The organism is Sorangium sp. So ce296 (assembly GCF_051529605.1).
GTDB classification, from domain to species: domain Bacteria; phylum Myxococcota_A; class Polyangia; order Polyangiales; family Polyangiaceae; genus Sorangium; species Sorangium cellulosum_D.
Genome location: NZ_CP150325.1, coordinates 12,000,509 through 12,026,830, shown reverse-complemented (window position 1 = coordinate 12,026,830; position 26,322 = coordinate 12,000,509). Strand labels below are relative to the sequence as shown.

The 26,322-nt window shown below is 70.8% G+C and carries 22 protein-coding genes; 16 read left to right on the top strand and 6 right to left on the bottom strand.

Annotation, left to right across the window (positions count from 1 at the left end; all coding sequences use genetic code 11):
• Positions 1–318 precede the first annotated feature (318 nt).
• A complete protein-coding gene (locus tag WME98_RS44365; protein WP_437947659.1) occupies positions 319–843 on the top strand; it encodes a GNAT family N-acetyltransferase in 525 nt (174 codons plus the stop codon).
• 13 nt (positions 844–856) lie between these two features.
• On the opposite strand, the gene WME98_RS44360 is transcribed toward WME98_RS44365, so the two are convergent.
• Both WME98_RS44360 and WME98_RS44355 read right to left on the bottom strand, forming a co-directional pair.
• Positions 857–2,140: a hypothetical protein gene (locus WME98_RS44360; RefSeq protein ID WP_437947658.1), complete on the bottom strand. Its 1,284-nt coding sequence runs from the start codon at positions 2,138–2,140 to the stop codon at positions 857–859.
• Between the two features lie 291 nt (positions 2,141–2,431).
• Positions 2,432–2,644 (bottom strand): MbtH family protein, encoded by a 213-nt coding sequence (locus WME98_RS44355; RefSeq protein WP_437947657.1) that lies wholly within the window; start codon positions 2,642–2,644, stop codon positions 2,432–2,434.
• A 499-nt stretch (positions 2,645–3,143) separates the two neighbouring features.
• Between WME98_RS44355 and WME98_RS44350 the strand changes: the two genes are divergently transcribed.
• From WME98_RS44350 to WME98_RS44335, 4 genes are all read left to right on the top strand, one after another.
• Positions 3,144–4,409 carry a PAS domain S-box protein gene (locus WME98_RS44350; protein ID WP_437947656.1) on the top strand — a complete coding sequence of 422 codons (1,266 nt, stop codon included), beginning with the start codon at positions 3,144–3,146 and terminating at the stop codon, positions 4,407–4,409.
• 264 nt (positions 4,410–4,673) lie between these two features.
• Positions 4,674–4,907: a hypothetical protein gene (locus WME98_RS44345; RefSeq protein ID WP_437947655.1), complete on the top strand. Its 234-nt coding sequence runs from the start codon at positions 4,674–4,676 to the stop codon at positions 4,905–4,907.
• A 252-nt stretch (positions 4,908–5,159) separates the two neighbouring features.
• On the top strand, positions 5,160–5,597 hold the full coding sequence (locus tag WME98_RS44340) for a CHAT domain-containing protein (protein WP_437947654.1): 438 nt from the start codon (positions 5,160–5,162) through the stop codon (positions 5,595–5,597).
• 15 nt (positions 5,598–5,612) lie between these two features.
• Positions 5,613–6,539, top strand: coding sequence for a hypothetical protein (locus WME98_RS44335; RefSeq protein ID WP_437947653.1), 927 nt, complete (start codon positions 5,613–5,615; stop codon positions 6,537–6,539).
• Positions 6,540–6,560: 21 nt separating this feature from the next.
• Here the strand turns inward: WME98_RS44335 and WME98_RS44330 are convergent, their stop codons facing one another.
• Positions 6,561–7,736 (bottom strand): MFS transporter, encoded by a 1,176-nt coding sequence (locus WME98_RS44330; RefSeq protein WP_437947652.1) that lies wholly within the window; start codon positions 7,734–7,736, stop codon positions 6,561–6,563.
• 230 nt (positions 7,737–7,966) lie between these two features.
• On the opposite strand from WME98_RS44330, the gene WME98_RS44325 reads away from it, so the two are divergent.
• The 4 genes from WME98_RS44325 to WME98_RS44310 all read left to right on the top strand — a co-directional run bounded on the left by WME98_RS44325 (position 7,967) and on the right by WME98_RS44310 (position 14,712).
• Positions 7,967–9,541 (top strand): CotH kinase family protein, encoded by a 1,575-nt coding sequence (locus WME98_RS44325; protein ID WP_437947651.1) that lies wholly within the window; start codon positions 7,967–7,969, stop codon positions 9,539–9,541.
• Between the two features lie 206 nt (positions 9,542–9,747).
• On the top strand, positions 9,748–10,431 hold the full coding sequence (locus WME98_RS44320; RefSeq protein ID WP_020735879.1) for a potassium channel family protein: 684 nt from the start codon (positions 9,748–9,750) through the stop codon (positions 10,429–10,431).
• A gap of 196 nt (positions 10,432–10,627) precedes the next feature.
• A complete protein-coding gene (locus WME98_RS44315; RefSeq protein ID WP_437947650.1) occupies positions 10,628–13,393 on the top strand; it encodes a TonB-dependent receptor domain-containing protein in 2,766 nt (921 codons plus the stop codon).
• A complete protein-coding gene (locus WME98_RS44310; RefSeq protein WP_437947649.1) occupies positions 13,393–14,712 on the top strand; it encodes a hypothetical protein in 1,320 nt (439 codons plus the stop codon). Before WME98_RS44315 ends, WME98_RS44310 begins: the two co-directional genes overlap by 1 nt.
• A gap of 34 nt (positions 14,713–14,746) precedes the next feature.
• Here the strand turns inward: WME98_RS44310 and WME98_RS44305 are convergent, their stop codons facing one another.
• Both WME98_RS44305 and WME98_RS44300 read right to left on the bottom strand, forming a co-directional pair.
• Positions 14,747–16,081 carry a cytochrome P450 gene (locus tag WME98_RS44305; RefSeq protein ID WP_437947648.1) on the bottom strand — a complete coding sequence of 445 codons (1,335 nt, stop codon included), beginning with the start codon at positions 16,079–16,081 and terminating at the stop codon, positions 14,747–14,749.
• Between the two features lie 27 nt (positions 16,082–16,108).
• A complete protein-coding gene (locus WME98_RS44300; RefSeq protein WP_437947647.1) occupies positions 16,109–17,857 on the bottom strand; it encodes a lipoxygenase family protein in 1,749 nt (582 codons plus the stop codon).
• A 453-nt stretch (positions 17,858–18,310) separates the two neighbouring features.
• Between WME98_RS44300 and WME98_RS44295 the strand changes: the two genes are divergently transcribed.
• From WME98_RS44295 to WME98_RS44265, 7 genes are all read left to right on the top strand, one after another.
• On the top strand, positions 18,311–18,487 hold the full coding sequence (locus tag WME98_RS44295; RefSeq protein ID WP_437954093.1) for an MbtH family protein: 177 nt from the start codon (positions 18,311–18,313) through the stop codon (positions 18,485–18,487).
• A 163-nt stretch (positions 18,488–18,650) separates the two neighbouring features.
• On the top strand, positions 18,651–19,733 hold the full coding sequence (locus tag WME98_RS44290; protein WP_437338543.1) for a hypothetical protein: 1,083 nt from the start codon (positions 18,651–18,653) through the stop codon (positions 19,731–19,733).
• A gap of 7 nt (positions 19,734–19,740) precedes the next feature.
• Positions 19,741–20,469: a hypothetical protein gene (locus tag WME98_RS44285; protein ID WP_437947646.1), complete on the top strand. Its 729-nt coding sequence runs from the start codon at positions 19,741–19,743 to the stop codon at positions 20,467–20,469.
• A 370-nt stretch (positions 20,470–20,839) separates the two neighbouring features.
• Entirely contained in the window at positions 20,840–21,880 is a 1,041-nt protein-coding gene (locus tag WME98_RS44280) for a hypothetical protein (protein ID WP_437947645.1), read from the top strand.
• A gap of 37 nt (positions 21,881–21,917) precedes the next feature.
• Positions 21,918–23,249: a hypothetical protein gene (locus tag WME98_RS44275; RefSeq protein WP_437947644.1), complete on the top strand. Its 1,332-nt coding sequence runs from the start codon at positions 21,918–21,920 to the stop codon at positions 23,247–23,249.
• Positions 23,250–23,498: 249 nt separating this feature from the next.
• Entirely contained in the window at positions 23,499–24,572 is a 1,074-nt protein-coding gene (locus tag WME98_RS44270) for a DMT family transporter (RefSeq protein WP_437947643.1), read from the top strand.
• A gap of 444 nt (positions 24,573–25,016) precedes the next feature.
• A complete protein-coding gene (locus tag WME98_RS44265) occupies positions 25,017–25,904 on the top strand; it encodes a chromate resistance protein ChrB domain-containing protein (RefSeq protein WP_437947642.1) in 888 nt (295 codons plus the stop codon).
• A 102-nt stretch (positions 25,905–26,006) separates the two neighbouring features.
• On the opposite strand, the gene WME98_RS44260 is transcribed toward WME98_RS44265, so the two are convergent.
• Complete coding sequence (locus tag WME98_RS44260) at positions 26,007–26,189, bottom strand: hypothetical protein (protein ID WP_437947641.1); 183 nt, start codon at positions 26,187–26,189, stop codon at positions 26,007–26,009.
• Positions 26,190–26,322: the final 133 nt, after the last annotated feature.

The following is a 26,322-nucleotide window of genomic DNA, read 5'->3' as shown; positions in this document are numbered from 1 at the left end:
GGTGCAGGTGGAAGTGGAACGCCGTCGTGCTGGACGGTATCGCGCACGGCTCAGGCGTTCAGGAGCACGCGATCGAGCGGTACGTCGGCCAGAAACATCCGAGGTACCCCGGTGCAGGTGCAGCTCGTGCTCGGGGGGATGTGCGTAGATAGGCGACATCCTCGATGACTTCGACGAGCCGGGCGTCACGCTGAGGCTCGTGACGATCGCAAGAAGCCGTCACGCGCGCGGATAATTGAAGAGCGCGCCCCCTCGTTATCGTTAGATTCGTCGATCCCAGGTCAGCCGATCCAGCTACGCTCGAGCCATCGCCACCCCATGACGTCAGCGTTCGTGCGACAAGCCATCGAGTCCGATCTCCCTCGCCTCCCCGAGATCGAACGCTCGGCCAGCGAGGCGTTCCGGGGGACGGACCTCAACCTCGATGCCCTCGCCAGCGTGACGCCGGCCGACGGATGGCGGGATGCGCTCCGGGCAGGGACGCTCTGGGTCGTCGACGACGGCGCCGGCGCGCCCATCGCGTTCCTGGGCGCCGAGGCGATCGGCGACGAGCTTCATATCCGCGAGTTCGACGTCGCGCTCGAACGCCAGGGCCAGGGGCTCGGTCGGCGCCTGCTCGGCCATGTCATCGCGTGGGCGCGGAGCGCGAAACTCCAGGCGATCACCTTGACCACGTTCCGGACCATCCCCTGGAATGGGCCGTTCTACGCCGCCATGGGCTTTCGCGAGCTGTCGCCGGCCGAGACGCCGCCGCGGCTCGCGGCGATCCTGAAGAACGAGGCGCGTCAAGGCCTCGACCCGGCGCGGCGCTGCGCCATGCGGCTCGACCTCGGCGCGACGTGACGGCGCCCGGAGATCACTCGTCCGACAGATACGCGACCATGAAGCACATCTCCTGATTCGTCCCTTCCCCCCAGGGCACGTCCTGCGGCGGGAGCTGGAACTGCCCCTCGCTCTCGGCCGTGTTGTCCCAGGTGCACTCGGCCACGAAGCGATCTCCCGTCCCCCAGCGCAGCGGCTCGTCGAACATGTAGAGCGCCTGGTGGTGGAACTCGAACTCGCCGCGCGCCGCGCACTCCTCCTCGCCGCCGTCGCGCTCGACCCAGGCCCGGTACGAGCGGCCGAGCAGGTGCATGTGCGGCAACAGGCCGTAGACGAGCCGCGGCGGGCCCTCGTTCTGCGTGCTGCTCCGCTCGGTGTGCCCCGCGGCGCCGGCGGGGATCGTGAAGGGCACCGGGCCGAACACATCCATGTAAACCTCGGCGCGGGGCTGCTCGCGCGAGAGCTGCAGTCGATACCCCGATCGATCGCGGCTGCTCGTGCCCCGGCGCCCGAAATAATGCATCTGCAGGACGAGCTGCTCGCCCGGCTCGACGCGCACCCCGGCGCCCTCCGGCAGCCGCGTCACCCCGACGCCGGGCGCCCAGCTGTGGAGGAGCTGCCAGTCGAGCTCGATGACCGGATCGCGGCACGGGAAAGCGCGCGTCCCCGGCGGAACGCCGTATCCGATACCGGCGTCGCCGGCGAGATCCCGATACACGGCCATGTGGTGCACCACCGCGGGATCGCCGACCATCGCCTCGAACGCCGTGATCCAGGCGGGCTCGGTGAAGGGGTTGTCGATGATCGCGCAGAAGTACTCGTTGCCGTCGTCGTCGAGCGTCACGTCGTGCGCCTCGGGCATCTCGAGCGTGGCGTCGGGCGCCTCGATGGTGTCCTTCGCGCGCTGCGGCGGGGGCGCGTCGGCCGGATCGCCGAGCGGCGCGCCCGCGCTGGCCCAGGCCTCGAAGCGAGAGCGCTCCTCGACGGTGAGGCTCATCCGCTCCGCGCCCGCGTAGCTGCGGCAGCTCGGGTCGAGCACCGGCGGCGGCATGGCCCCGTCGCTCACCCGGAGGGCCATGAGCTCCGCAAGCCGCTGCGCCGTCGCGGCGTCCGTCAGCGCCACCCCGCCGACGCCCGCGCCGTCGTGGCAGGAGGCGCACGAGCGCTCCACGAGCGGCTGGATGTCCCGATACCACGTCACCTTCGACCCCGACGGCGAGGGCGCCTGCTCGTCGTCCCCGCAGCCCGTCACCCCCATCACCCCGAGCACGAGCGCCGCCGCGCCCCGCGCTACGCGCACGGTCTTGCACCACGTCATCGCACACCTCCGCTCTGCACGGCCGAACCAGGAGCCGCTGCTCTCCGGCAGACTCCCAACGATCAACCGTTTCAAACAATCGTTTAAACCGTGCGCGAGGGCGTGTCAAGGACAGGGCCGACGGCGGCGCGCGGCGCGCAGCTTTCCGGCGGAGCGAACGGGTGCGGGGCCGGAGCCTGGCGGCGGGCGGCGGAGCGGAGGGGTGCGGGGGCCGGAGCCTGGCGGCGTCCGCGCGCGGGGTCAGCGCGGAGGTGCGCTCCGGAGGTCAGCGCGAAGGCGCGCTCGCGAACGTCAGCGCGAAGGCGCGCTCGCGACCTCCGCCGGGGCGCGCAGGCGCTCCCATGCCTGATCGATATAAGCGAGGCACTCCATGACGGAGCCCTGCTTGCCGGCCTCCCGCCACCCGCGCGGGATCGCGCGCTCGACGGGGCAGACGGTGTACTGCTTCTCGTGATCGACGACGACGCGATAGGTCGCTGCGTCCTGTCCCTCTCCCTGGCTCATCTCTACCTCTCTACCTCCGCGGGTCGGCCCGATTGCGCTGCGGGGTCGCACGATAACCTCGGCGCTCGCGCCGTCGAGCCGGAATCTCCGAGCTCGGATCGCAGGATCAGGCCGTCTTCGCCCGAGACGGCATCACGCCGGGATCGACGCCCACGTCATGGCATGCGTCACGAGCGCGCAGCGCCGGAGCATCGGGCCCCCGCGGCGCATTCATGACTCGGGCGCGTGACACGTGAGCGAGAGGCGGGACGGCGCGAGACGCTGGAGAAGAGCCCGTAGGGATCGCCGGCCCGATAGAAGCGGGTGGTGGCCATGGGGTGGGCTGGCGTCGCGCGCACGACGCCGATGCGGTCCGACGGGCGCCACAGCCGCGGGCGCGAGGCGGCCGCGCACTTGCCATGACCTCGTGGTCTGATGTGGTGTGCTTTGCGGCCATCGCGCGGCTCGCTGCGGGGCGCCTGGCCGAGGGGGTCGACGGCCCGCGGCGGAGGTGATAGCCATGCTCTTCATCATGCCTGAAGCCTCTCGAAGCGACGACCTCGACCGCTTCTTCGAGCTCTCTGTCGACCTGGTGGGGATCGCCGGATTCGACGGATACTTCAAGCGCATCGGCGGGGCCTGGGAGCAGACGCTCGGCTTCTCGCGCGAAGAGCTCCTGACCAGGCCCTTCCTCGACTTCGTTCATCCCGAAGATCGCGAGCGCACCGTGACCGCGTCGGCGAAGCTGTTGTCCGGCGAGGCCACCGCGACGTTCGTGAACCGATATCGACGCCGTGACGGCTCGTATCTGTGGATCGAGTGGAACTCGGCGATCTACCCGGACGCTGAGCTCGTCTATTTCGTAGCGCGCGACATCACCGAGCGCCGGCGCGCCGAGGAGGCGCTGCTCGCGGCCGAGTCGCGGTACCGGGCGGCGATCGACGGGAGCCTCGACGGGTTCTGCCTGCTGCGTCGCACGGTCGGCGAGCCGGGGGAGACCGTTGATTTCGTGTTCACCGACGCCAACCTGCTGGTGAGCCAGGTGACGTCGAAGCCGCGCGAGGAGATCCTCGGCCGGCGGGTCGCCGAGGTCTTTCCCGCGGTTCGCGATTTCGGGCTCCTCGAGAAATACGAGCACGTCTTTCGGACGCGCGAGCGGCTGCTCGTGGAGACGGAGAGCCCGCTGCCCGGGGGCAAGCGCCTGTGGCTGCAATACCAGATCGTCCCGCTCGACGACGGAGTCGCGGTGACGGTCAAGGACATCACGGCGTCCAAGCAGCTGGAAGCGGAGCTCCGGGAGGCTCTCCGGCGCCGGGAGAGCGACGCCGAGGCGCTCCAGCGGAAGAACCGCGAGCTCGCCGAGGAGAACGCCGAGCGCGAGCGCGCCGAGGCGCTGCTGCGGCAGCAGCAGGAGACGATGCTCGCGATGTCGACGCCGATCATCCAGGCGTGGGAGGGCGTGCTCGTGCTGCCGGTCATCGGCGCCGTGGAGACCGCGAGGGCGGCGCAGATCATGGAGCGGCTGCTCCCCGAGATCGTCCGGACACAGGCGCGCTTCGCGATCCTCGACCTGACCGGTGTCAGCGCGGTGGACGCCGCGACCGTGTCGCACCTGCTCGCCGTGGTGCGCGCGGCAAGCCTCCTCGGTAGCCAGTGCCTCGTCTCCGGGATCTCGCCGGCGATCGCGCGGACCATGACCGAGATCGGCAGCGCGGAGGGGGCGTTTCTGACGTTCGGGCTGCTCCAGAGCGCTCTCCGTTACGCGCTCTCCCGCTGCAGCGCCTAGGCCGCGCGCAGGCCGGCAGTGCTGAAATTGAACATGAAGGCGGGAAGGCGGGAAGGCAGGAAGAAAAGACCAATGATCTTACCGCCTTCCCGCCTTCATGTGAACTCTCTCCGGGCAAACTGAGCACTACCCACAGCCCGCAGGCTGTGGGGTGAAGGCCGCCTCATCGTCGATGCATCGATGAGTTGACGCGTCCTACCGGCCGGGGCATCTGCGGGCGCCGTCCTGCGCCGCACGCGCAACGACAGGTCCTCTTGGAGGAACATGCGTCTCCCGTCGATCCTCTCGCCGAGCTCCCTCTTCATCGCGATGACCGCCGCGCTCTGCGCCTGTGGAGGGACCGCGGTGCCCGCCGACGCGCCCGCCGATGTGTGCCCGGTGGTCGACGCAGGTCCGCCGCCGGTCTGCCCGGAGGGCTGCGTGTGGAACGGCACGGAGTGCAGGCAACATCAGGGCATCGTCATGCCCGACCGGCGCGACCCCGACGGCTCGCCCTGACATCGCCGGCGGCTCACCCTCGCCTCGCGCGCCCTGTCCCCCGCCGGGATCTCCGGCGCGCGGCCGTCGCGGCGCCTTCTCAGCGCCAGCCTGCGCCGCCTTGCCGGCGCGGGCCGACCGTGGCCTCGCAGCGGGCGAGCCACGCCGCGGCCTCGTCACCGCGAGAGGCTCGCCGCGCTCGAGCAGCAGCGGGAAGCGCTGGAAGCGGAGGTCGGAGAGCGGAGCGCCTCGTTCCGCGCCGAGCAAAAGCCCGTGATCCTGCCCGACGTGCAGGCGGCGATCCCCGAAGGCGCCGCGCTTGTCGAGATCGCGCAGTATCGTCCTTACCACCTCCGCCCCGACACGCGGTCGGGTCACTGGGGCGCCCCCCGCTACGTCGCGTATGTCCTCGGGCCGGGCGGCGACCCCGCCTTCACGGATCTCGGCGAGGCCGCCCCCCTCGAGGCTGCCGTCGATGCCCTCCGCCGCGCCCTCGCCGACCACGATCTCACGCACGACCCCAGGCCGGCCGCCCGCGACCTCGACCGTCTCCTGATGGAGCCCGTCCGAGAGCTCCTCGGCGACACCCGCTGGGTCTTCCTCAGCCTGGATGGCCCCTTGCACCTCGTCCCCTTCGGCGCGCTCGTCGACGAACGCGGCGCGGAGGCGCCCTTCACCGCGGGCGTGAACAGCCTCTGGTTCGGGGGATGATGGGAGGATGCGATCATGGATGGGCGCGAGAAGACACGGATGCTGGCGGTGCTGGTCGCGGGCGGGCTCGGGCTTTCGTGCGCGGGCTGCTCCTTCGCCTTCAGCCGCGGACCCAAGACCGACCCCGAGGAGACGGGTCCCGAGGCGGCGCTGGACTGCACGGATCACCCGTGGTGGGCCATCATGGATATCTCCATCGTGTCCAGCATGGTTTTAACGCTCATCATTCCGGCCGCGACCGAGACCGGGGTTTGGGCCAGGGAGTATAAGCCGTACGCCATCAGCCCCGAGGCGGGCATCCTCGTCGGCGGCGCCGGGATCGTGGTCTCCGGGATCTCAGCGATCCATGGCTTCAACGTCCTTGGCCAGTGCGCGAAGGCGCATCATCGAAAGAAGGAGCTGGGCGAGGGCATGGGGAGCGCGCCTCTGGTTCATGAGGAGCCCCGCCGCGACGCTCGCCCCCCTGCCCCGCCGCCGGGCGCCGCCGGCTTCGTCTTTGGCGAATTGATGGATGAGGCCGCCGCGACCTGCTGGGGGGCCGGGCTCCAGTGGAGCGAGGCCGCAGGCGCTGCCCGTTGCAGCGGCAAGCCCTCCGGGGAGCTCCCGGGCGCCTCGGCGCAGCTCGAGTTCACGGACGGCCGTCTCTCGGCGGTCGAGCTCGTCATCGACCCGGCCGAGGATGCGGGGGGCCTCGCCGGCGCGTTGCGCGACACCGAGGCCGCGTTGGTCCGGCTCTTCGGCAAGCCGGGCCAGCGCAGCTTCGTGATCCCGGACGAGTGCAAGGCCGAGGAGGCGTTCCTCGGCTGTGTGATCGATGGACAGGTGACCGGCAGAGCGTCGTGGTCGTTCCCCGATGGGCGGACCATGACGCTGTCCATCGCCGGCGCGCCGCCGCCGGCGACCATCCGCGTGCGCATCACCCCGAAGCGGCCGGAGCCTTGAGCTCGAGGCCGGGCGGTATGCCTACGCGCCGTCGCTCGTGCCCCGAGGGCGCGTCGACCGGACCAGCATCTCGTGGAGCAGCCACAGGCCCGCGGCCGTGAGCACCGCGAGCGTGCCGATCGACGGGAGCCCCACGCGCGCGGCGAGCACGCCGCCGATGCTCGGCAGGACCGCGCCGCCGACCATGGCCGCGCTCGCCTGGAACCCGATCGCGTGCGCCGTGTAGGGGCCGAGCCGAGCCGGGGTGCGGGACATCAGCGTCGGGTAGATCGGCGCGAGGCCGAGCCCCGCCAGCATGAGCCCCGCGGCCCCTGGCCAGGCCGGGCCGACGGCGAACAGCGCGGTTCCGAGCAGCGCCACCACCGTGGCCATGCGCAGGAGCCGGTCCGCGCCCACCCGATCGACCGCCATGCCGAGCACGACGCGCCCGACGCCGATGCTGCCCCAGTAGGCGCCCGCCCACACCCCGGCCGTCTCCGCCGCGACGCCGCGCGCCTCGGTGTTGAGCGTGAAGCTCCACTGCCCGAGCATCACCTCGAGGCCCGTGTAGAGGAAGAACACCGCGATCTGGAGCCACACGCGGCGCTGCCGCAGCGCCGCGGCGAGCGGGACGCCCGGCGCCGGCGCCTCCTCCGGGCCTTCGGCGGCCGCGGCCCGCGCGCGGAACGACCCCTTCACCACGGCGAAGGCCGTGGTCAGGAGCAACATGATCGCGCCGATGATCGCGTAGCCCGAGCGCCAGGAGCCGGTGGTCGTGAGCGCCGCCGTCGCGATGAGCGGCCCGAGCGCCGCGCCGGCGCAGTAGCAGGCGTGCAGCCAGTTCACGTGGCGCGCGGAGAAGTTGCTCGCCGCGTAGGCGTTGAGCCCTGCGTCGATCGCGCCCGAGCCGAGCCCGGTGATCAGCCCGCAGAAAATCAGCAGCGGCCAGACCGGCGTCGCCGCGTAACCGAGCAGGGCGACCGTGATGAGCCCGCTGCTCAGCGCGAGCAGCTTGCCCACGCCGAGCCGATCCACGAGCTTCCCCGCCGCGACGCTGGACGAGAAATACCCCACGCCCGTCCCGACCAGGAGCGCGCCGAGCGCGCTCTGCGGGAGCCCGAACGAGGCGCGCAGCGAGGGCCACGCGACGCCGAGCACCGCGTCGGGCAGGCCCAGGCTCACGAACCCCACGTAGGTGAGGATCAGGAGCGGCGGCACGCGGGCGGCCTCTCCCCAGGCGCCCCGCTGGCCCTGGATCGACGTGTCTTCCGCGATCTCGGTGGAAGCATGAACGGGCGAGATTGCATGTTTTCCACCCGCCCGCCACCTACGTGAGGGCGGCCCGTTCATGGGCGGAACTGTCGTGCCTGCTCATCCGCCAGGCAGCCAGCCAGCCAGCCCGCGCGCGACCCCCCCACGCTGGCGCGCGGTCGCGTAAGATTGATGCCATGCGAACTTTTCACCCTTTTCTGCCGCTGACGGCGGCCCTGCTCCTCGGATCGCTGCATGCCACCGGCTGCTCGGACGGCTCGTCCGCGGCGGCGGATGGGCCGTCCGGCGCCAGCGACGCGGGCTCGCGCTGCGATCCGTCGGGCGGCGGGCCGCACTGGCTCCTCGAGGGGGAGACCGTGACGTTCCCCGTGGCGTGCGCTACCGGCCTCGCGCTCGCCGGCGACGCGTTCGAGGTCGGCCCGCTCCCCGAGGGCGCCGCCTACGACCCGATCGAGCGCGAGGTGACGTTCTCGCCCGGGCTCGATCAGGCGGCCGTCTACGACATCGAGATCCGCGTGGCGCAGACGTCCGAGGTCGGGCGCGTCAAGGTCGGCGTCGCCGACGCCTTCGCCGATCCGTCGAACGTGCCCGTCGTCGATCCGGCCCGCTACCCCGAGGAGTACGGCCTGCCGGTGCTCTTCCTCTCACCGGTCCCCAAGGACAAGGAGTACGCCCCGGCCACGGTGATCTACCGCGGCCACACGTACGCCGCGGAGGCGGAGCTCCGCGGCGAGAGCTCGCTCTCGTACCCGAAGCGGAGCTACACCCTCAAGTTCCCCAAGGACGACAAGTTCAACGAGCCCGACGAGGCGGGCGGCTTCACCGATCGTCGCAAGGTCGTGCTCATCACCACGTTCGACGACAACTCCTATGTCCGGCAGCGCCTCGCCTACGACCTCTGGAACCGCCTCGATCCCGAGCACATCCAGGTCAAGACCTACAGCGCCGTCCTGTACCTCGACGGGGAGTACGCCGGGCTCTACACCGTCGCGGATCACATCGACGGCTACCTGATGGAGGACCACGGCTACCCGCAGGACGGCAACCTCTACAAGGCGGTCAGCCACGACGCGAACTTCGCGTTGATCGACCACTCCGGCGAGAAGAAGGAGACGCTGCACGACGGCTTCGAGAAGAAAGAGGGGGCGCCGGCCGAGGGCGAGCCCGGGGCGTTCTCGGATCTCGACGATCTCGTGACCTTCGTGTCCGAGTCGAACGAGGCCACGTTCGCCGCCGAGATTGGGTCGCGGATCGATCTGCGCGACTACGAGGACTGGTGGATCTTCGTCACGTTCATCATGGCCAACGACTCGGCCGGAAAGAACAGCTACCACTACCGCGATCCGGCCTCGGACGGCGTCTTCCGCTACGCGCCGTGGGACTTCAACGCGAGCTTCGGCCAGTCGTGGGAGACCGAGCGCGAGCCGGCCTCGGAGCGCGTCGAGTACCGGGACGCGAACCTCCTCTTCGAGCGCCTCCTCGATGAGCCCTCGATCGGCGACCCGCTGCGCGCCCGCTACGGGCAGGTCCTGCGCGGCGCCTTCGCCGAGGCCGAGATCCACGGGATCGTGGACGGCTACGTGGAGCGCATCGACGCGAGCGCGCGCCGGGACGAGGCGCGGTGGGGCGAGGCGTACCGGGGCTACGAGGGCTGGAGCGGGCGCGACGACTTCACGACGTACGAGGAGGAGATCGCGTACCTGAAGGCGTGGATCTCGGAGCGGTGGCAGCACCAGGACGAGCTCTACTGAGCGGCGCGCGACGCGCGGCGCGGCCCGCGCGGGCCGCGTGAGCCGCGCCGCCGCGGCGACGGCAGCGCCGACCCGCGCCGTGGCGGCGACGGCAGCGCCGACCCACGCCGTGGCGGCGACGGCAGCGGCGACCCGTGGCGCTCCCGGCGCATCCGTGAGACCTTCGCGGCGCCGCGCCCCGAGGGGGCGGCGCGCGACCGGAGATCATGAAATCGAAGAGCGTCCTCGTCATCGGGCTCGGCCGGTTCGGCACGTCGGTCGTCGAGACCCTCTGGAAGAACCGGGCCGAGGTCATCGCGGTCGACAACAACCCGGAGGCCGTCGACGCCGTGAAGGACAAGACCTCGGCCGCGTTCGTCGGCGACGCCACCGTCCACAAGGTGCTCGAGGGGATCGGCGCGCAGTACGTGGAGACCGCGATCGTGACCTTCGGCGAGCACTTCGAGCCGTCGGTGCTCTGCGTGGCCTCCCTCGTCCGGATGGGCGTGCGCGAGATCATCGCGCGCGCCGCCACCGATCGCCAGGCCGACATCCTGCGCGCGGTGGGCGCGACCCGCGTCATCCAGCTCGAGACCGAGATGGGCCGCCGCGTCGGCGCCGACATCACGATGCCGCTCGCGCAGGACCTCCTCGACCTCGCGAGCCATTACCGCGTCGTGCCCTGGAACGCCCACGGGCCGCTCGTCGGACAGACGCTCGCCGGCTCGAAGATCCGCCAGCGCTACCGCATCAACGTGCTCGGTGTGCGGCCGCACACGAACAAGCTGCCCGGCGACAAGCCGCGGCTCGAGGCACCCACACCGGACTACGTGATCCGCGACGGCGACACGCTGCTGCTCGTGGGCGACAGCGACGACGTGAGCCGGTTCGTGGCCGAGGTCGGCGGCTGATCGCGCCGCGGGCCGCGCGCCGCCCGCGCTCGCGCCGCGCGCCGCCCGCGCTCGCGCCGCGCGCCGCCCGCGCTCGCGCCGCGCGCTGTCGACGTGCGCGCGCGCGGCGGCCAACGTGTGAAGCAATGTGAAGCACGGTCCTGGCTGCGCGATGCGTCTTTCCGCCTCGGCCTCGCCATGCAAGAGGGCGGACCGCATGCCTTCCACAGCGTCCTCCGTGATGCGCCTCGTCGTCTCGGAAGCGCTGCTGCTCGCGGTCGCGATGACCGGCAGCGCAGCGCGCGCGCAGCCCGCCGGCGCGCCCCCCCCAGAGCCAAATGCCGCCGAGGGCGACTCGGGCGGCGCCTCGGTCCCCCGCGGCGGCGCCGGCGCGGTCGTCGTCCCTCAGCCGGGCACGCCCCCGCCGGCGCCCGCCGCCGTCAGCCCGCCGACGCTGCTCAAGTACTCCCCGCCCGCGTATCCGATCGAGGCCCAGCGCGCCGGCGTCGAGGGCAGCGTCATCCTCAAGCTCGACATCGACAAGACCGGGCGCGTCACCAAGGCCGAGGTCGCGACGCCGGGGGGGCACGGCTTCGACGAGGCCGCGCTCGCGGCCGCGCCCGGCCTGGAGTTCGCGCCGGCGCGGCGCCCGGACGGCACGCCCGCGGCGGCGCGCATCCTCTACCGGTACGCGTTCACGCTCACGCCGAGGCCCGCCGACGCGGCCGCGCCGGCGCCGCCCGCGGACGTCGAGACGGTGGTCGGGACCGTCCTGTCCGCGGGCACCGGCGAGCCGCTCCCGGACATCGCGGTCACCCTCGTGCGCCCCGACGGCGGCCGCGAGGAGGCGAAGACGGACCAGGGCGGCAAGTTCCGCTTCAAGAACCTCCCCCCCGGCAAGTACCGGGTCGAGGTCGCCGCCGCGGGGTTCGAGCCGTTCGCGGCCGAGGAGGAGATCGCGGCCGGCGAGGCGATCGAGGTGCGCTACCGCATCGCGCTCGCCGCGCCGCAGGACGGCACGGCGCCGGGCATCGAGGTGACCGTGCAGGGGGAGCGCCCGCCGCGCGAGGTGACGCGGAGGACGATCGAGCGGCGCGAGATCGACCGCATCCCCGGGACCGGCGGCGACGCGCTGCGCTCGCTGCAGAGCCTGCCGGGCGTCGCGCGCAGCGGCTTCGGGCTGCTCATCGTGCGCGGGTCCGCGCCCCAGGACACGCTCACGTTCGTCGATCGCACCCCGGTGCCGATCATCTACCACTTCGGCGGCCTCTCCTCGGTCGTGCCGACCGAGATGCTCGAGAAGATCGACTTCTATCCGGGCAACTTCAGCGCCGTGTACGGCCGCGCCATGGGCGGCATCGTGGACGTCGGGCTCCGCTCGCCGAAGCAGGACGGCAAGTACCACGGCGTCGTCCAGCTCGACCTCATCGACGGGCGCGTGCTCCTCGAGGGCCCCGTCCCGTTCCTCAAGGACTGGACCTTCATCGCCGCGGGCCGCCGCAGCTGGGTCGACGCGTGGCTCGGGCCCGTGCTCAAGGAGGCGGGCTCCAGCGTCACGCAGGCGCCCGTCTACTACGATTACCAGTTCGTCCTCGAGGGCCGCCCCTCCGCGAGCGAGCGCGTGCGCGCGAGCTTCTACGGATCGGACGACGCCTTCAAGATCACCCTGGACAAGCCGCCGGAGGACGAGCCGGCGCTGACGGGCGACTTCGGGCTGCACACCGCCTTCCAGCGCTTCCAGCTCAGCTACGAGAACCGGATCGGGAGCCGGGATCGGCTGCTGTGGTCGATGGCGCTCGGCCGGGACATCGCCGACTTCGAGATCTCTCCCCTCGCCTTCAACGTCGTCTCGACGTCGCTCGACCTGCGGCTGGAGCTCTCGCACAGGTTCGCGCGGTACCTCACGATGAACGTCGGGACCGACCTCTCGGGCGGCGTCGCCACGGTCAACATCCGCGCGCCGTCGCAGCAGCCCGCCGGCCACCCGTCGAACCAGCCGTTCTCGACGTACCCGTTCCAGGACCGGTCGTTCGACGGCGCGTACTCGCGGCCCGCCGCGTATGCCGAGCTCGAGGTCGTCCCCTCGTCGCGGGCGCGGATCGTCCCCGGGGTGCGGGTCGACTACGCGCTCGATACGCAGACGCTCGACGTGAGCCCGCGGGTCAACGCGCGCTACGACATCCGGCCCGGCTTCCCGCGGACGACGGCCAAGGGGGGCGTGGGTCTTTATTATCAAGCGCCGCAGTTCGCGGAGAGCATCGAGCCGTTCGGCAACGCGGAGCTCAAGTCGAACCGCGCCGTGCATTACGGCCTCGGCGTGGAGCAGGAGATCACGCCGCAGGTCGAGGTGACGCTGGACGGGTTCTACAAGCAGCTCGATCGGCTGGTCGTCTTCTCGCCGGAGAAGGACGACTACGCCAACGACGGCACCGGATACGCGGTCGGCGGCGAGCTTTTGTTGAAGTACAAGCCGGACGAGCGCTTCTTCGGCTGGGCGGCGTACACCCTCTCGCGGTCGGTGCGCAAGGACGGCCCCGACGAGGAGGAGCACCTCACGCAGTTCGATCAGACGCACGTGCTCACGGTGCTCGGGAGCCTGCGGCTCGGCCGGGGCTGGGAGCTGGGCGCGCGCTTCCGGCTCGTGTCGGGCAACCTGCAGACGCCCTATGTCTGCGATCCGGAGGAGAAGGGGTGCAATCCGAACCGGGTGAACGCGATCTACCACGCGTCCTCTGCGAGATATTCGCCGATCCCGCTCGGGGGTGATTACAGCGAGCGGATGCCGCTGTTCCACCAGCTCGACATCCGCGCCGACAAGACGTGGAAATTCAAGAGGTGGCAGCTCGGGCTCTACCTCGACATCCAGAACGTCTACAATTACATGGCGGCGGAGGGCATCAGCTACAACTTCAACTACACGCAGCGGGAGTACGTGACGGGGCTCCCCTTCCTGCCCACGCTCGGGCTGCGAGGAGATTTCTGATGAAACGGACCGCACTGCCCGCTCGTCGCGCGCTGCTCGCCGCGCTCTCGACCCTGGCCGTGGGCATCCCCTGCTGCGCGGGGAGCGACATGGCCCCTTCGTCCGAGGTAAAGGGGCTCCGCGTCCTCGCCGTGACGGCGGACAAGCCGTACGCGGCGGCGGAGGAGCTCGTGACATTCCGGATGACGTACGCCGACGCGAAGGGCGCGGAGGACGGCGCGCCGCGGAAGGTCGAGGTCACGTGGGTGGGCGGCTGCGTGAATCCGCCGGTCGGGGTGGACGAGCACCTCGGGTGCATTCCGCAGTGGCTGGGCACCTATGCGGCGGGAATCGTCGCGAATCCGGGCGGTGCCGGCGGCGACGGCGGCAGTGGTGGCGCCGGCGGCAGCGGTGACGGCGGCAGTGGTGGCGCCGGCGGCAGCGGTGCCGGCGGCAGTGGTGGGGGTGGCGGCAGTGGTGGGGGTGGCGGCGGTGCCGGCGGCAGCGGCGGTGCCGGCGGCAGCGGCGGTGCCGGCGGCAGCGGCGGTGCCGCCGGCGATGGCGGCAGCGGCAGCGGCGGCGACGAGGAGCGCACCGTCCCCTTCGCGCAGCAGGAGAGCGGTCCGGAGAAGAGCGGCGAGCCCGATGCGGTCTCGTTCACGTGGAAGCTGCCCAAGGAGATCCTCAAGGACGCGAGGCCCACCGAGACGGGGACGGTGTACTCGTCGGCTTACGTGCTGTTCGCCGTGTGCGCCGGCAGGACACGCGTGGCGTCGGCGCCCGAAAAGGCCGGGTTTCCGCTGGAGTGCGTCGGCGACGACGGGACGGTGCTCGGTCCGGACAGCTTCGTCGTGGGCTACACGCAGGTCTACGTCTTCAAGAAGGAGCGGCTGAACGCGAACCCGCCCATCGACGACTTCACGCTGAAGCTCGATGGCAAACCCGTCACTCCGGGCGAGGACGGTGTGCCCGTCGTGAAGCGGTGCGTTCGGTCGGAGGAGCAGGCCCAGGGCTGCGGCCGGACCGAGCCGGCAGAGGACGAGTGCACGACCTACGAGATCGAGGCCGTCGTGCCGGAGGAGGCCGCCGAGGTGGACGAGGAAGCCGCCGGCCTCGGGGGTCCGCCGGCGCGCGAGGCGATCTGGGTCGACTACTACACGGACGGGGGCGAGTTCGAGGGGGCGCGCCGCCTGGTGAACGACACGACCGGCGCCTCCCGCGGGGGCAACGGGACCACGTGGACGCCGCCCTCGGAGCCGGGGCGCGTGTCGCTGTGGGCGGTGGTTCACGACACGCGGGGCGGCGCGAGCGTGAGGCGACGGGAAGTGCAGGTGGAGTGACGCCAGGACCAAGCCGCCCCACGCGAGGAGCGGGTCAGCCCTCGGCGGCGGTCAGGCGCACGCGGAACGGCGCAGGGTACCCGTGGACGCGCGGCAGGGGGTCGATCGCGCTGGGGACGCCGGCCCGCAGCAGCTGTTTGACGGCGAGCGAGATGTGCAGGATGGCCACGTACTTGCCGTGGCACGTGTGGATCCCTGACTCCCAGAACAGGTAGTTCTTGCTCGGCAGGCGCCCCGGCCTGAACTGGTCCGGGGCGTCGATGTGCTCGTGGTCATGCATCGCCGAGGCGCTGCAGGCCATCACCAGCGCGCCGGCGGGGATCTTCTCCTCGTGCCGCGTGCCGCGCCCGACCGTGTAGTCGCGCACGCAGAGGCTGGTGACGCCGGTCGACGGGGGACGGAAGCGCAGCGCCTCCAGCACATAGCCGGTGATGGCGGCGTCGTCCTCGACGTTCACCACGTTGAGCGCGTCGCGCAGGACGCGCGGGCGCTTCATCAGCTCGACCAGGGCGTTGACGATCGCGCCGCCGCTGAGGTCCACGCAGCCCATGAGCAGCCCCAGGATCACGTCGCGGATCCCCTCGTCGCTCTCGTAGGTCTCGGGGACCGCCTGCATGAGCAGGTAGCGGTCCAGCACCGACGGTTGCTCTGGCGGGGGCGACTTCGCCAGCTGCTTCTTCCGCGCGGCGACGATCGCGTCGATCAGCGGCAGCGCCTCCTGGCGAGCGGCCCTCGCCGCCGCCACGGCCGCCGGGTCGTTGGTCGGGTTGAGGAAGATCTCGTGGAACAGCGCGTGGGTCCACGCCACCACCTTCTCGGTCGGGATCTCGCCGACGCCGAGGTACCGGGCCATCGCGCCGGCTGGCACCCTGAGCGCGTAGTCGCCGGTGAGGTCGAACGGCTTGTCGACGCCGACCTTGGCGAGCAGCCGGTTCGCCTCCTCCACGACGATCTGACGGTAGCGGGGCAGATCGGCGCGCGGGAACGCGAGGCGCAGGAGCGACTTCTCGTGCTCGTACTTGGGCGAATCGTTCATCGCCAGGATGTTCTGGCCCACGTTCTCGACGAGCTTGGGCGCGATGTTGTCGACCGAGAAGACGTCGTTGGCGTTGAGGACCTCGACGACGTCGTTGTACCGGGTCACGAGCGTGATGGCCGGGATGGAGAAGATGGGCTTCTCGCGCCGCAGCTGGCTGAGGAACGGGAGCGGCTCCTCCCTCAGCCACTTGAAGACCATGCCGGCCTCGATCTGCTTCCGCTTGACCGGATCGTTCTCGTTCGACAGCGCGCTGTGGAGGGCCTGCAGGTAGTCGAAGGGCGGCGCCTTGGCAGCGTCCGCTCGCCCGTCTTCTTCGATGTGAATGCTCATGAGGCGAATTCCTTTCTCGCATGCCGATCAGATCGCGACGCTCTGGGGGACCATCGACGGGAGCAGGTACAGGTACGGCTGCTCGCGGGTGCGGTTGCGCTCGGTGATCTCCCGCTCGATGTGCGCCAGGCGCTCGCGGTAGCGGGCGAACGCCTGCTTCGCCGCGGGATCTTGCAACAGGCACTTCATCGTCAAGAGGCTCTCGCTGGTCAGCGGCGGTCCCATGCTGAGCGAGCGGCTGAGCACCATCTGGCGGATGCTCTGCGCGCGCCCCGGGAGGCGCTCCAGCGGCTTGAACAGCCGCTTCTCGCTGCCGTTCAGGACATCGCCGAAGGAGCGGTAGGTGGCAAACTGAGCGTTCGGGATCCAGGTGTAATAGTCCGTTTGCCCGAAGTTGACGGCGGCGTGGTACGCGGTCGCCGTGAAGATGACGTTGGTGGCGATCGCGATCAGGTCGTCGAGGCTCGTGAGCTTCGCGAGCTGTTTCTCACTGTCCGGCGGGAGCAGGCTATCCATGCCGCCGAGCTCGGGAGACACGAGCTCCTTCATCCACGCTTGCAGGCTGGCGTCGCTCGCCAGGCGCCCCGGCGTCGGGTAGGCGATCTTCAGGACCTGCCCGACGTACTCCTGGATCGCGTCCCAGTGCAGCAGCGCGTCGTCGCGGTAGTGATAGCCGACAAGGTCGCGGACGTCGCGCGCCGCCAGGTCGTGGGGGAGCGCGCTCTCGTAGAACCGGTAGGGCTTGCCGCGGTAGCCCTTGACGCCCTTGCCGCTGTAGGCGCGCGTCAAGAGCTCGAACGAGCCCATGTTGGCCACCGAGCTCGTGATGTCGAAGAAGCGCCCTCGCCCGAGGAAGCGCCGGCGAGCCAGCTCGTTGATGGCCAGGGTGTTGAAGAAGTGCGGCCTGAGCAGCTGATGGAGCGGATGCGTCGCGGGCAGGTTGCGGTAGGTGCTCACCGCGAACGGCTCCACGATCAGGTGCGCGTAGAGCAGGTGGCTCACCTGGCCTTGGAAGATGGCGTCGGCGCTCGCGACGGCGATCTTCGCCGTGAGCCAGTCGTCCGACGGGCCCGAAGGGGTGAAGATCTTGTCGGGGTGCGCCCCTTTCTCGGCGCGCGAGTCCACGAGCCTGATGGCCACGGGCAAGAGCTCGCCGGCCGCGGTCTGGTGCAGCATGCACATCGGCGCCAGCGGGTACTTGCCCAGCTCTTCCTGCACGTCGGTGTCGACGATGTCCTTGAAGATGCGGTAGTCGAGGAAGTAGAGCTGCCCGCTCTCGCGCACCGCCTCCAGCGTGCGACCGTCGGCGATCGTCACCGGCTTGGGCTCGGCGCCGCTCAGGAAATCGGCGAGATCGGCCGGGGTCGCGCGGCGGATGTGCGCCGGGTTGATCCCCACGAGGCGCTGCCGCCCGAACTCGGCGTCCTCGGCCCACCGCGTCGCAACGAAGGGCTTGCGGATGAAGGTCCACGGCTTGAAGAACTCCTCGAACTGATCGAAGCTCTCCCAGTTGTCGATGGACTCGAAGATGGCGCCCAGCCCGAGGTCGGACGTGGCCCTGAGGATGAACTTCCCCTCGCGATAGCGCCTGTACCCGTACGCGAACAGGTGAAGCGTCTGCGCGATTTGCAGTCCGGCAGTGTCCTTCCACTTGCCGAGGTTGAGCGCCAAGATCTTCTTGATCGGAAAACCTTCCCCCGGCGGCACGGAATCGCTGCCGGCCGGCAGGTTGGACCCGAAATTGCGCCAGTTCGGTGTCGAGCTGGGCTCCCTCATGCTCGTGCTCTCTTCTCCGTCTCAGACGGACGGTGGATTGGGTGGTTCACGTCAAGCATCGCTCTCGCGTCGCAGCGGTCCGAGCGCGCGCCGGAATGGTTCCGTCTCAGTCGCAACAGGACTCAATCATCCAGCGCCGCCCCCCGTCCTCGACCTGCCCCCGCAGCCGATCGCGTCTCCCTTCGACGTAGAATCGACCAGGTGCGATTCCACGAAGAGCCGTCGCGCCGAGTTGCACGCGATCGATGCTTACGCGTGCATTGTCGAGGCTGCTAGGAAACCGTGGAGCGTTCACGCGTGTCAAGCTCTTTTGTTCGGCACCGGGGCCAGCGGCCGGATGCCGCGCCCCCCCTGCGCCGGGCGTATTCGCTCCCGACGTACCGCTACCTCGACGACGTATGGCTTGAATGGCAACCGCGCAAGTCGTCCGATTCGTGCTCGTATCTCTACAAGGTGGTGGTGAACTACGAGGAGCAATACTCCATCTGGCCGGCGGACCGAGAGAACCCGCTCGGCTGGACAGAGGCCGGCAAGACGGGCAACAAGGCGGAGTGTCTCGCGTACATCCAGGAGGTCTGGACGGACATGCGCCCGCTCAGCCTCCGGAAGAGGATGGCCGAGAGCCCCTGAATCGCGGGCCGCCCGAGCGCCCGTCGCGAGCGGCCGGGCGGCGGGCTCAGCCGCCGGTTCATCGTCGCGCTCGGCCGGCTGCGCCGCGCGGGATCGCGCGAGCCCGTCGACGTCGCGCGCGCCGGCGCTTGTGCCGGGGCCCGCGCTCCCGTACGCATCCGTCATGCCGCCCCTCGATCTGCACGTCGCCTTGTTCGGCGCCTCCGGCGCCGGCAAGACGGTCCTCCTGGCAGCCTTCTACCGGGCGCAGACCCAGCCCTCGTTCCAGCAGGAGTACGCGTACAAGATCCAGGCGGTCAACAAGGCGCAGGGCAACCAGCTCCTCGGTCGGTTCTATCGCCTCGAGGAGGGCAGATTCCCGGACGGCAGCACGCGCTTCGACGAGTACGAGTTCGACTTCTTCCCGAGAGATCTGCCCGAGCCGGCGGTCCGCATCCACTGGTACGACTACCCGGGACGCTGGTGGGAGGACGAGCCGGTCGACGCGGACGAGCGGGAGGCGATGCGCCAGGGCCTCCTCCGGCTCGGGATGAGCCAGGTGGGCATCCTCCTCGCGGACGGCGCGAAGTACCGGGCCGAGGGCACCGGGTACATCCGGTGGCTGTTCGAGCACTTCGCCGACGAGTGCGACCGGCTGCGCCGGGCCAGCGCCGCCACGGGCGACGAGGTGAGCTTCCCGCGGGAGTGGATCCTCGCCCTCAGCAAGGCCGATCTCTTCCCGCCGGACTACGGCGCGAGGGACTTCGAGCGCGAGGTCTGCCGGGACGCCGACGATCAGCTCGCGAAGCTCTGCTCGGTGCTCCGCGCCGAGCACGCGTTCGGGCACCGCTTCATGCTGCTCTCGTCGGTCGCCGCCCCGGCCGGCGCAGCGGTCGATCCGAGGACGTCGCTCGGCGTGCGCACCCTCGCCCCCGCGATCCTGGTGAGCACGGTCGAGGGCGCGGTGCGCGAGGCGCAGGCGGCGAGAAAGGAGAAGTCGGCCGGAGAGACGTTCTTCCAGGGCCTGCGCGATCTCGTGCAGTTCGTCGACTCCCTCGACGACTTCCTGCCGAAGCGATACCAGATCGTGAGCAAGATCCTGCGGTTCATCTCGATCAAGGACTTCGCGACCACCCGGCTCGACCGGCTCAAGAAGACGCGCGAGGACGCGATCCGGAAGGGCGACACCTTCACCGCGGTCCTGACCGCGATGGTCGCGGCCCTGCGCGACGACGAGGGCGCCCGCGCCTACCACCAGAACCAGTGAGGTCGTCATGCCCGCGCCCGCGCCCCTCGTCGAAACATCGCGCCTCCTCTGGAGGACGCGCGGCGAGCACTGGGATTACGAGTTCATCTGTGTCCCCGAGATCCCGGCGCTGCCCGCCTGGCTCTCGACGCTCGAGGCGATGCTCGGCGACGCCGACGCGGGCGCCGGGGAGCTCCGCTACGGCCTGCTCGAGGTCGACGAGCGCGGGCAGAGGGCGCCGCGCGCCTATCCCTACGTGGCGGTGAGGTTCCTCGATCCGGCGCGGAGGGACTGGACCGGACGGCAGGTCCAGCACTTCGCGGCCTGGTTCCCGCCGGTCCCGCCCGAGGCGGCCGCGACGTTGCCCGAAGCGGTCCCCGTCGACTGGCACCTTCGCGTGCTCGACGGGCTCGCGGGGACGTACGGCTCCGGCGAGGTGTTCGGGCTCCCCGAGGCGGCGATCCGCGCCTGGAAGCGGAGCCACGAGGAGAGCCGGGCCGCGCGCGCGATGGCGATCGTCAAGGCGACCCCGCCGGTGGCGCTGGGCGACGGCGAGGCGGCGCCGTCGCGGTGGACGCGGGTGCCGACCTTAAAAAAAAAGCCACCGGAGCCGCCGGCCGCGGCGGGCCTCCTCTCGGCGGGCGCGGTCCCTAGCCCCAAGGGCCGGCGATTCGGCTGCTTCGCGATCGGCGCCATGATGCTCGCCGCCTTCGGTCCACTGGTGCTCGCTTGCGGGGTGCGCCTCCTCGGCGCCTGACGGCCGCGCCGCGCCCGCCATCCCACGGGGAGCCGGCGCCGCCAGCGCCCGCCGGGCGACACAAGGGCATCGCTCATCCGTCCTGCGCGTCCGAGATCTGAGCGCTCGGCGGCGCTCGAACCGGCGACAGAGGGCAATCACACCTCGATTTTCCGCTTGCTCGCTGTTTCTTGAGACCCCATCCTCTTCCTGGGGTGGGGAGCCGCGCGTGCGCCGCCGGTCTCGGGGTCCAATCCTTTCGGTTCTATCTTGAGCGAGCGCCCCTCGCGTCAGGCCGCTCGCGACGTTCGCGCCGCTCCGCCCAACGCTCCATGCGCCCGCGTCACTGTCTCGTGTCCCCGTGGCCATGCTGTCGATCGGAGGTGCGCCCGTGAATTCAGCGATCGTCATACCGCTCGTCGTCGCATCGTCGTGCTTCGTCTCCGCCGCTGCCGCCGCCGAGCAGGCGTGCGGGTACTCCAGCGCCGGCTGGAACGCGCCGAACGGCGCGGCCGTGTTCAGCGTCGGCTCCGGGCTGATCGGGGACCTCCTGAACGCGGTCGGCGAGATCAGGACGCACTCCATGCTGTCGCACGGCCCCGGGAAGTGGGTGACGCACGCCACGATGAAGCAGCCGACCGAGAACTCCTGGCCTGCGGTGTGCAGCACGCCCGTCACGCCCAGCGACCTGATCGAGGGCTATCCTGGGCTGTCGCAGGTCAACCAGGGCGGGATCTACCGCTTCCTCTACGGGAGCGGCGGGAGCGGGCCGGCCTCGTTGACGTATCAGGTCGGCGACGGCAAGAAGGCCGCCTCGATCGGCGACGCCATCTGGTGGGAGGTGGCCTACTACGCCGATCACTCGATCGTCGACGAGGCGGTCGAGATCGATCGACCGAACATCCGTGGAGCCCGGGTGCGCTACTCGCTGTACCAGTACCGCACCACCGAGGGCACGCCGACCGGCGGGCCGGCGTGGAACAACGGCATGGTCTGCTCTTCCTTCCTGGCGTACGCGCACTACGTCGACGGCCAGGGCGCCATCCCCCCGTACACGTACGGCCACGAGAAGCTCGCCAACGCGGCCAACGCCCTGTACGCCGGGGTGAGGGACAGCTGCGAGAGCAGCCTGGGGTTCTGGGGCTCGATCGGCACCTCGATCGCCTGCCTCACCACGGACATCTGCGGGAAGGCCGCCAATCAGGTGGCGAACTGCATGGCGTCGCACGCCTGCGACACCAGCAGCGGCAGCTTGTGGAGAGGCGTCCGCGACACGCCGAGCACCGTCGCCGTGTCGATCAGCCCCGACCGAATCGGCGGCTGGAGCGGGCACGTCTGGGGGACGCAGCCCGGCGCGACGGTCTGGTCCGCCGATATCGGGCACAACGTCCAGTGGAACTCTGGAGGCAACGTCTACGGGTGCTGGTACTGACGCGCGTTCGAGCACGATGACGTGAGGAGCTCAGGCCATGACGACCAAGGTCGATGCGCATCGGTCCAAGGCGCGATGGGCCGGCGCGGCGGTGCTCGCCGCCGCGCTGGGGCTCTCGATCGGATATCTCCGCGCTCCCGGCGCTCCCGAGCCCGTTCGGCCGGCGCGGAAGGCGAGCGCGCCCGAGGCCCCGCCCGCCGCCAAGCGCGCGGCGAGCGCGGCCGCGGCGAGCGCGAAGCCGCCCGCGGGCGATCCGGCGCCCGTCATCGACGGGGTCGAGGTCGAGAAGTCGGAGGTGTGCGCCGGTGAGGAGAACCTCATCGCCGTGCGCGCCCACACCACGAACGGGACCGACGACCACCTCCACGGCGTCATCGGCGGGCACGCGGGGTCGCGGGTGCCGCTCCGCATCTGGCCGGACGCGGACGGTTCGTACGAGATGCCCGTCATCTCCGTGTTCGGGCGGAACAACGTGATGCGTCAGATCGAGGTCCCGAGATACACGGTCAAAGCTTGCAAGCCGGAGCGGCTCGTCGCCGTCACCCACAGGCTGCTGCCCAACACGGCCGATGAGGTCGAGCTCGCGGCGCGGATCGTCGACGTCGGGGCCAAGGACGACCCCGACGCGAGGCCGTTCAAGCCCGCGCGCTATACCTGGGTGTTCGACGACGGGGAGTCGGAGGAGACGGCGGCTCCGTTCGTGACCCACAGCTACGAGCGCCGCCCGCAAACCTCGCTCGTCTCCGAGTTTCTGCTCCGGGTGGAGGTCCGCGGCGATGCGGGGGAGAAGCTCACCGGCCGCGCCCTGCTCCAGATCCCGAACATGATCTTTCAGAACTTCGCCGAGCGAGGGGTCGTGACCGTCCTGGCGACGCCGACGCCCCGCTTTCCCAGGCAGGACGGCGACGGCGTGGTGCGGCAGTCCTTCCGCCTCTGGCATCACCGCGACGCGCCGGTCCGGATCGATGCGGTCACGGCGGTGCGGCACTACATCCAGGCGGCGAACAGCTCACCGCACGAGCAGGCCTCGCTCGGCCTGGCCGAGATCCCGCCGGGTCAGGGCGTCGACGTGGCGGTGAAGCTCGACACGCGAGGCGAACCGGATGTCTTCACGATCACGTACTTCCTCGAGGGGAAGACGGCGGAGGGGTACCCGGCGCGCGGGACGTTCTCGCTGATGCGGCCGCCGCCCGCGCCGACCAAGCAGTCGAACATCCCGGTCACGGAGCCGGTCCTCCTCGCCAAGATCAAGCGGGCGCGGGAGCTCCTCGCGCAGGACTTCGTGACCGACGAGGACATCTGGCGGCTGGAGCGAGAGGGCAAGATGGCCGATCTCGACGGCTCGCCGCCGCGCGCGCCGGCGCGGTAGCCAGCTCCTAGCGCCCCCATGCGCTCACGCTGCCTGCGTTACCCCCGCGCGAGGCTCGGCGGGGACAATGGCACCGTCGCCGTGTCACGTTGGTTGTCGCTGGTCGGCCTCGCGTCGGCCCCTACCGGCTGGCCTCGCGCCGCTACGCCACCGCCAGCTCGTCCCTGGGGTGCCTCCCTGGTGCGGGGAGCGAGTGGCAGAAAGGTCGATTGGATGCAAGGTCGGCCGGGATATGTAGCAAGGTAAGGCATGGCAACTCCTGAACGGACCGCCCATCGGCGCGGCGGCGCGTACGGGCTCGCGGCCGCCGCGCTCTTCGGCGCCAGCGCTCCCCTTGCCAAGCTCTTGCTGCCGCATGCCGGACCGCTCGTGCTCGCGGCGCTCCTCTACCTCGGCGCCGGTGTCGGCTTGACCCTCATCCGGCTCCTTGCAGCGAGGCACGCCGCGCCCCGGGAGGCCGCGCTCCGGAAGACGGACGTCGCGCTCCTCGCAGGAGTCGTCCTGTTCGGCGGCCTCGTCGGACCGGTGCTGATGCTCTTCGGTCTCGCGCGCGTGTCCGGCCTCGCCGGGTCGCTGCTCCTCAACCTGGAAGCGCCGCTCACCATGACGCTCGCGGTCCTCGTGTTCCGCGAGCACCTCGGGCGGCGGGCGGCGGGCGCCGCGGCCCTCATCGTCGCGGGCGCCGCGCTCCTCGGCATCCGGCCGGGCGAGCTGCACGCCTCGGCGGCGGGCGTCGCGGCGATCGCCGGCGCCTGCCTGAGCTGGGCCATCGACAACAACCTGAGCCAGCGGCTCACGCTGCGCGACCCGCTCGCCGTCGTCCAGATCAAGACGCTGGGGGCGGGCGCCTGCGCTGCGGCGCTCGCGCTGTTCACCGGGCAGCCGCTCCCCGAGCCTTCGCTGGCCATACCTGCGCTCCTGCTGGGCTGCCTCAGCTACGGCGTGAGCCTCGTGCTCGACATGAAGGCGCTCCGGATCCTCGGCGCCGCCCGCGAGGCCGCGTACTTCGCGACGGCCCCCTTCATCGGCGCGATCCTCTCTGTCCCTCTCCTCGGTGACCGGCCCGGCGCGACGGATCTCGCGGCGGCGGGCCTCATGGTGGCCGGCGTCGCGCTCCTCCGGAGCGAGCAGCACGCGCACACGCACAGCCACGCGGCGCTCGAGCACGACCACGTCCACACCCACGAAGAGCACCACCAGCACGCGCACGTCCACCCGCACGCCGCGCTCGACGCGCCGCACGCCCACCCGCACCGGCACGAGCCGCTCTCTCACGCCCACCCGCACGTGCCCGACCTCCACCACCGGCACGAGCACGATTGAAGCCGAGCGCAGCGCCGCTGCGACAGGGCACCCCGTCGCGGGTGTCTCCCCTACCAGCCCGACAACCTCGGCGTCCCGCCATCCGCGGAGCCCCGCATGGCCAGACGCGAGCATAGGAGTACCCCGCCATCCGCCCTGATGCTCCGGGTCGGTTCGGCTGACGGCCCAGCGACCGACGACCCCGGAACATACCAGCCACGGTGGCTCTCGACGTTGACACGTGACCTCCACATCGGAAAACATGCCTGCTGAATGCCGCCTTCCCGCGCAGCACGCCCCGCACCTGACGCTCGGCGCGATGACGCTCCGGTCGCGCCGGGCGAACACGTGCGCGACTTTCCGGCGGCCGCACACCCAGACGACGCACGTACCGGGCGATGGCTGCTCCTCATCCATCAGCTCCCGCCCAAGCCGGCGTATCTCCGCGTGAAGATCGGGCGCCATTTGCATCGCCTGGGCGCCGTCGCCATCAAGAACTCGGTCTACGCGCTCCCGGCGACCGACGCGGCGCGCGAGGACTTCGCCTGGGTGCACCGCGAGATCATCGACGGCGGCGGCGAGGCGTCGGTGTGCGAGGCGCGGTTCTTCGCGGGGCTCTCGGACGAGCAGATCGAGGCGCTGTTCCACGCAGCCCGGAATGCCGACTGCGAGGCCCTGGCCGAGGAGGCGCGCGCCGTTCAGAAGGCCCTCCCTCGGCGCGGAAGCATCCCCGAAGAGCGCCGCGCCGAGCTCGCGGGCGAGGTCGCGCGGCTCAGGAAGCAGCTCGCCGACATCGCCGCGGTCGACTTCTTCGCGTCCACCGGGCGCGTTACGGTCGAGGGGCTCGTGCATGGACTCGAGGTGCGCCTCGAAGGCGGCGCGAGCGAACCGTCGACGAAGCGCCAGCCGGCGGCGCTGGCCGACGTGCGCGGCCGTACCTGGGTCACCCGCAAGCACATCCACGTCGACCGCATCGCGAGCGCGTGGCTCATCCGGCGCTTCCTCGATCCCGAGGCGCGCTTCAAGTTCGTGAGCGGCAAGGGCTACACGCCCGAACCGGGCGAGCTGCGCTTCGACATGTTCGAGGCCGAGTTCACCCACGAGGGCGACCGCTGCACGTTCGAGGTGCTCCTCGAGCGGTTCGGGCTCGCGGATCCAGCGCTGGGCCTCATTGCCGAGATCATCCACGACATCGACCTCAAGGACGCCAAGTTCAACCGGCCCGAGCGGCCGGGCGTGGAGTGCCTCGTGAACGGGCTGGCCATGGTCGAGCGGGATGACGAGGCGCGGCTCGCCCGGGGAGCGGCGCTCTTCGGCGATCTGTACGAGTCGCTCGCGCGCAAGAGAGAATGAAGAGCGACATGTGCGCCTCGCTGTGCTGACTTGCGGCCGAGCTCGACCCTGCCGACGGCGACGATCGCGAGAGCGGTCACCGTGAGCGCGCGACGGTCTGGTTCATCGTGAGCACCGGGGTCGGGTCGCTGCCGTGCCCCCGTGTGCTGTCTCCTCCGGCGGCTTGACGGCGCCGAACTGGCTCAGGAGGAGCACGTCGTAGACGGTCTTGGCGATGCCGCCGCACAGGAGCGGCCAGCCGAAGCTCGAGCGGCTGAGCATCGCGCCCGCGAGGAGCGGCGCCATGGCCGCTGCGAGGCTGCGCGGCACGTTCGTGACGCTCGCGGCGGCCGGTCCGTCGCAGCGGCTACGTCCAATGGACGGCCATGGTTGTGGATCAACTGATCCATGAGTAGAACAGCTGTACCATAGAGGCGAG

Excerpts from the sequence above, each read along its gene's own strand:
- WME98_RS44290 (WP_437338543.1), top strand. The coding sequence starts at position 18,651 with ATGCCGCCCCTCGATCTGCACGTCGCCTTGTTCGGCGCCTCCGGCGCC.
- WME98_RS44365 (WP_437947659.1), top strand. The coding sequence starts at position 319 with ATGACGTCAGCGTTCGTGCGACAAGCCATCGAGTCCGATCTCCCTCGC.
- WME98_RS44270 (WP_437947643.1), top strand. The coding sequence starts at position 23,499 with ATGGCAACTCCTGAACGGACCGCCCATCGGCGCGGCGGCGCGTACGGG.
- WME98_RS44315 (WP_437947650.1), top strand. The coding sequence starts at position 10,628 with ATGCCTTCCACAGCGTCCTCCGTGATGCGCCTCGTCGTCTCGGAAGCG.
- WME98_RS44300 (WP_437947647.1), bottom strand. The coding sequence starts at position 17,857 with ATGAGGGAGCCCAGCTCGACACCGAACTGGCGCAATTTCGGGTCCAAC.
- WME98_RS44275 (WP_437947644.1), top strand. The coding sequence starts at position 21,918 with ATGACGACCAAGGTCGATGCGCATCGGTCCAAGGCGCGATGGGCCGGC.
- WME98_RS44335 (WP_437947653.1), top strand. The coding sequence starts at position 5,613 with ATGGATGGGCGCGAGAAGACACGGATGCTGGCGGTGCTGGTCGCGGGC.
- WME98_RS44285 (WP_437947646.1), top strand. The coding sequence starts at position 19,741 with ATGCCCGCGCCCGCGCCCCTCGTCGAAACATCGCGCCTCCTCTGGAGG.
- WME98_RS44305 (WP_437947648.1), bottom strand. The coding sequence starts at position 16,081 with ATGAGCATTCACATCGAAGAAGACGGGCGAGCGGACGCTGCCAAGGCG.
- WME98_RS44345 (WP_437947655.1), top strand. The coding sequence starts at position 4,674 with ATGCGTCTCCCGTCGATCCTCTCGCCGAGCTCCCTCTTCATCGCGATG.
- WME98_RS44260 (WP_437947641.1), bottom strand. The coding sequence starts at position 26,189 with ATGGCGCCGCTCCTCGCGGGCGCGATGCTCAGCCGCTCGAGCTTCGGC.
- WME98_RS44350 (WP_437947656.1), top strand. The coding sequence starts at position 3,144 with ATGCTCTTCATCATGCCTGAAGCCTCTCGAAGCGACGACCTCGACCGC.
- WME98_RS44360 (WP_437947658.1), bottom strand. The coding sequence starts at position 2,140 with ATGACGTGGTGCAAGACCGTGCGCGTAGCGCGGGGCGCGGCGGCGCTC.
- WME98_RS44310 (WP_437947649.1), top strand. The coding sequence starts at position 13,393 with ATGAAACGGACCGCACTGCCCGCTCGTCGCGCGCTGCTCGCCGCGCTC.
- WME98_RS44320 (WP_020735879.1), top strand. The coding sequence starts at position 9,748 with ATGAAATCGAAGAGCGTCCTCGTCATCGGGCTCGGCCGGTTCGGCACG.
- WME98_RS44355 (WP_437947657.1), bottom strand. The coding sequence starts at position 2,644 with ATGAGCCAGGGAGAGGGACAGGACGCAGCGACCTATCGCGTCGTCGTC.
- WME98_RS44325 (WP_437947651.1), top strand. The coding sequence starts at position 7,967 with ATGCGAACTTTTCACCCTTTTCTGCCGCTGACGGCGGCCCTGCTCCTC.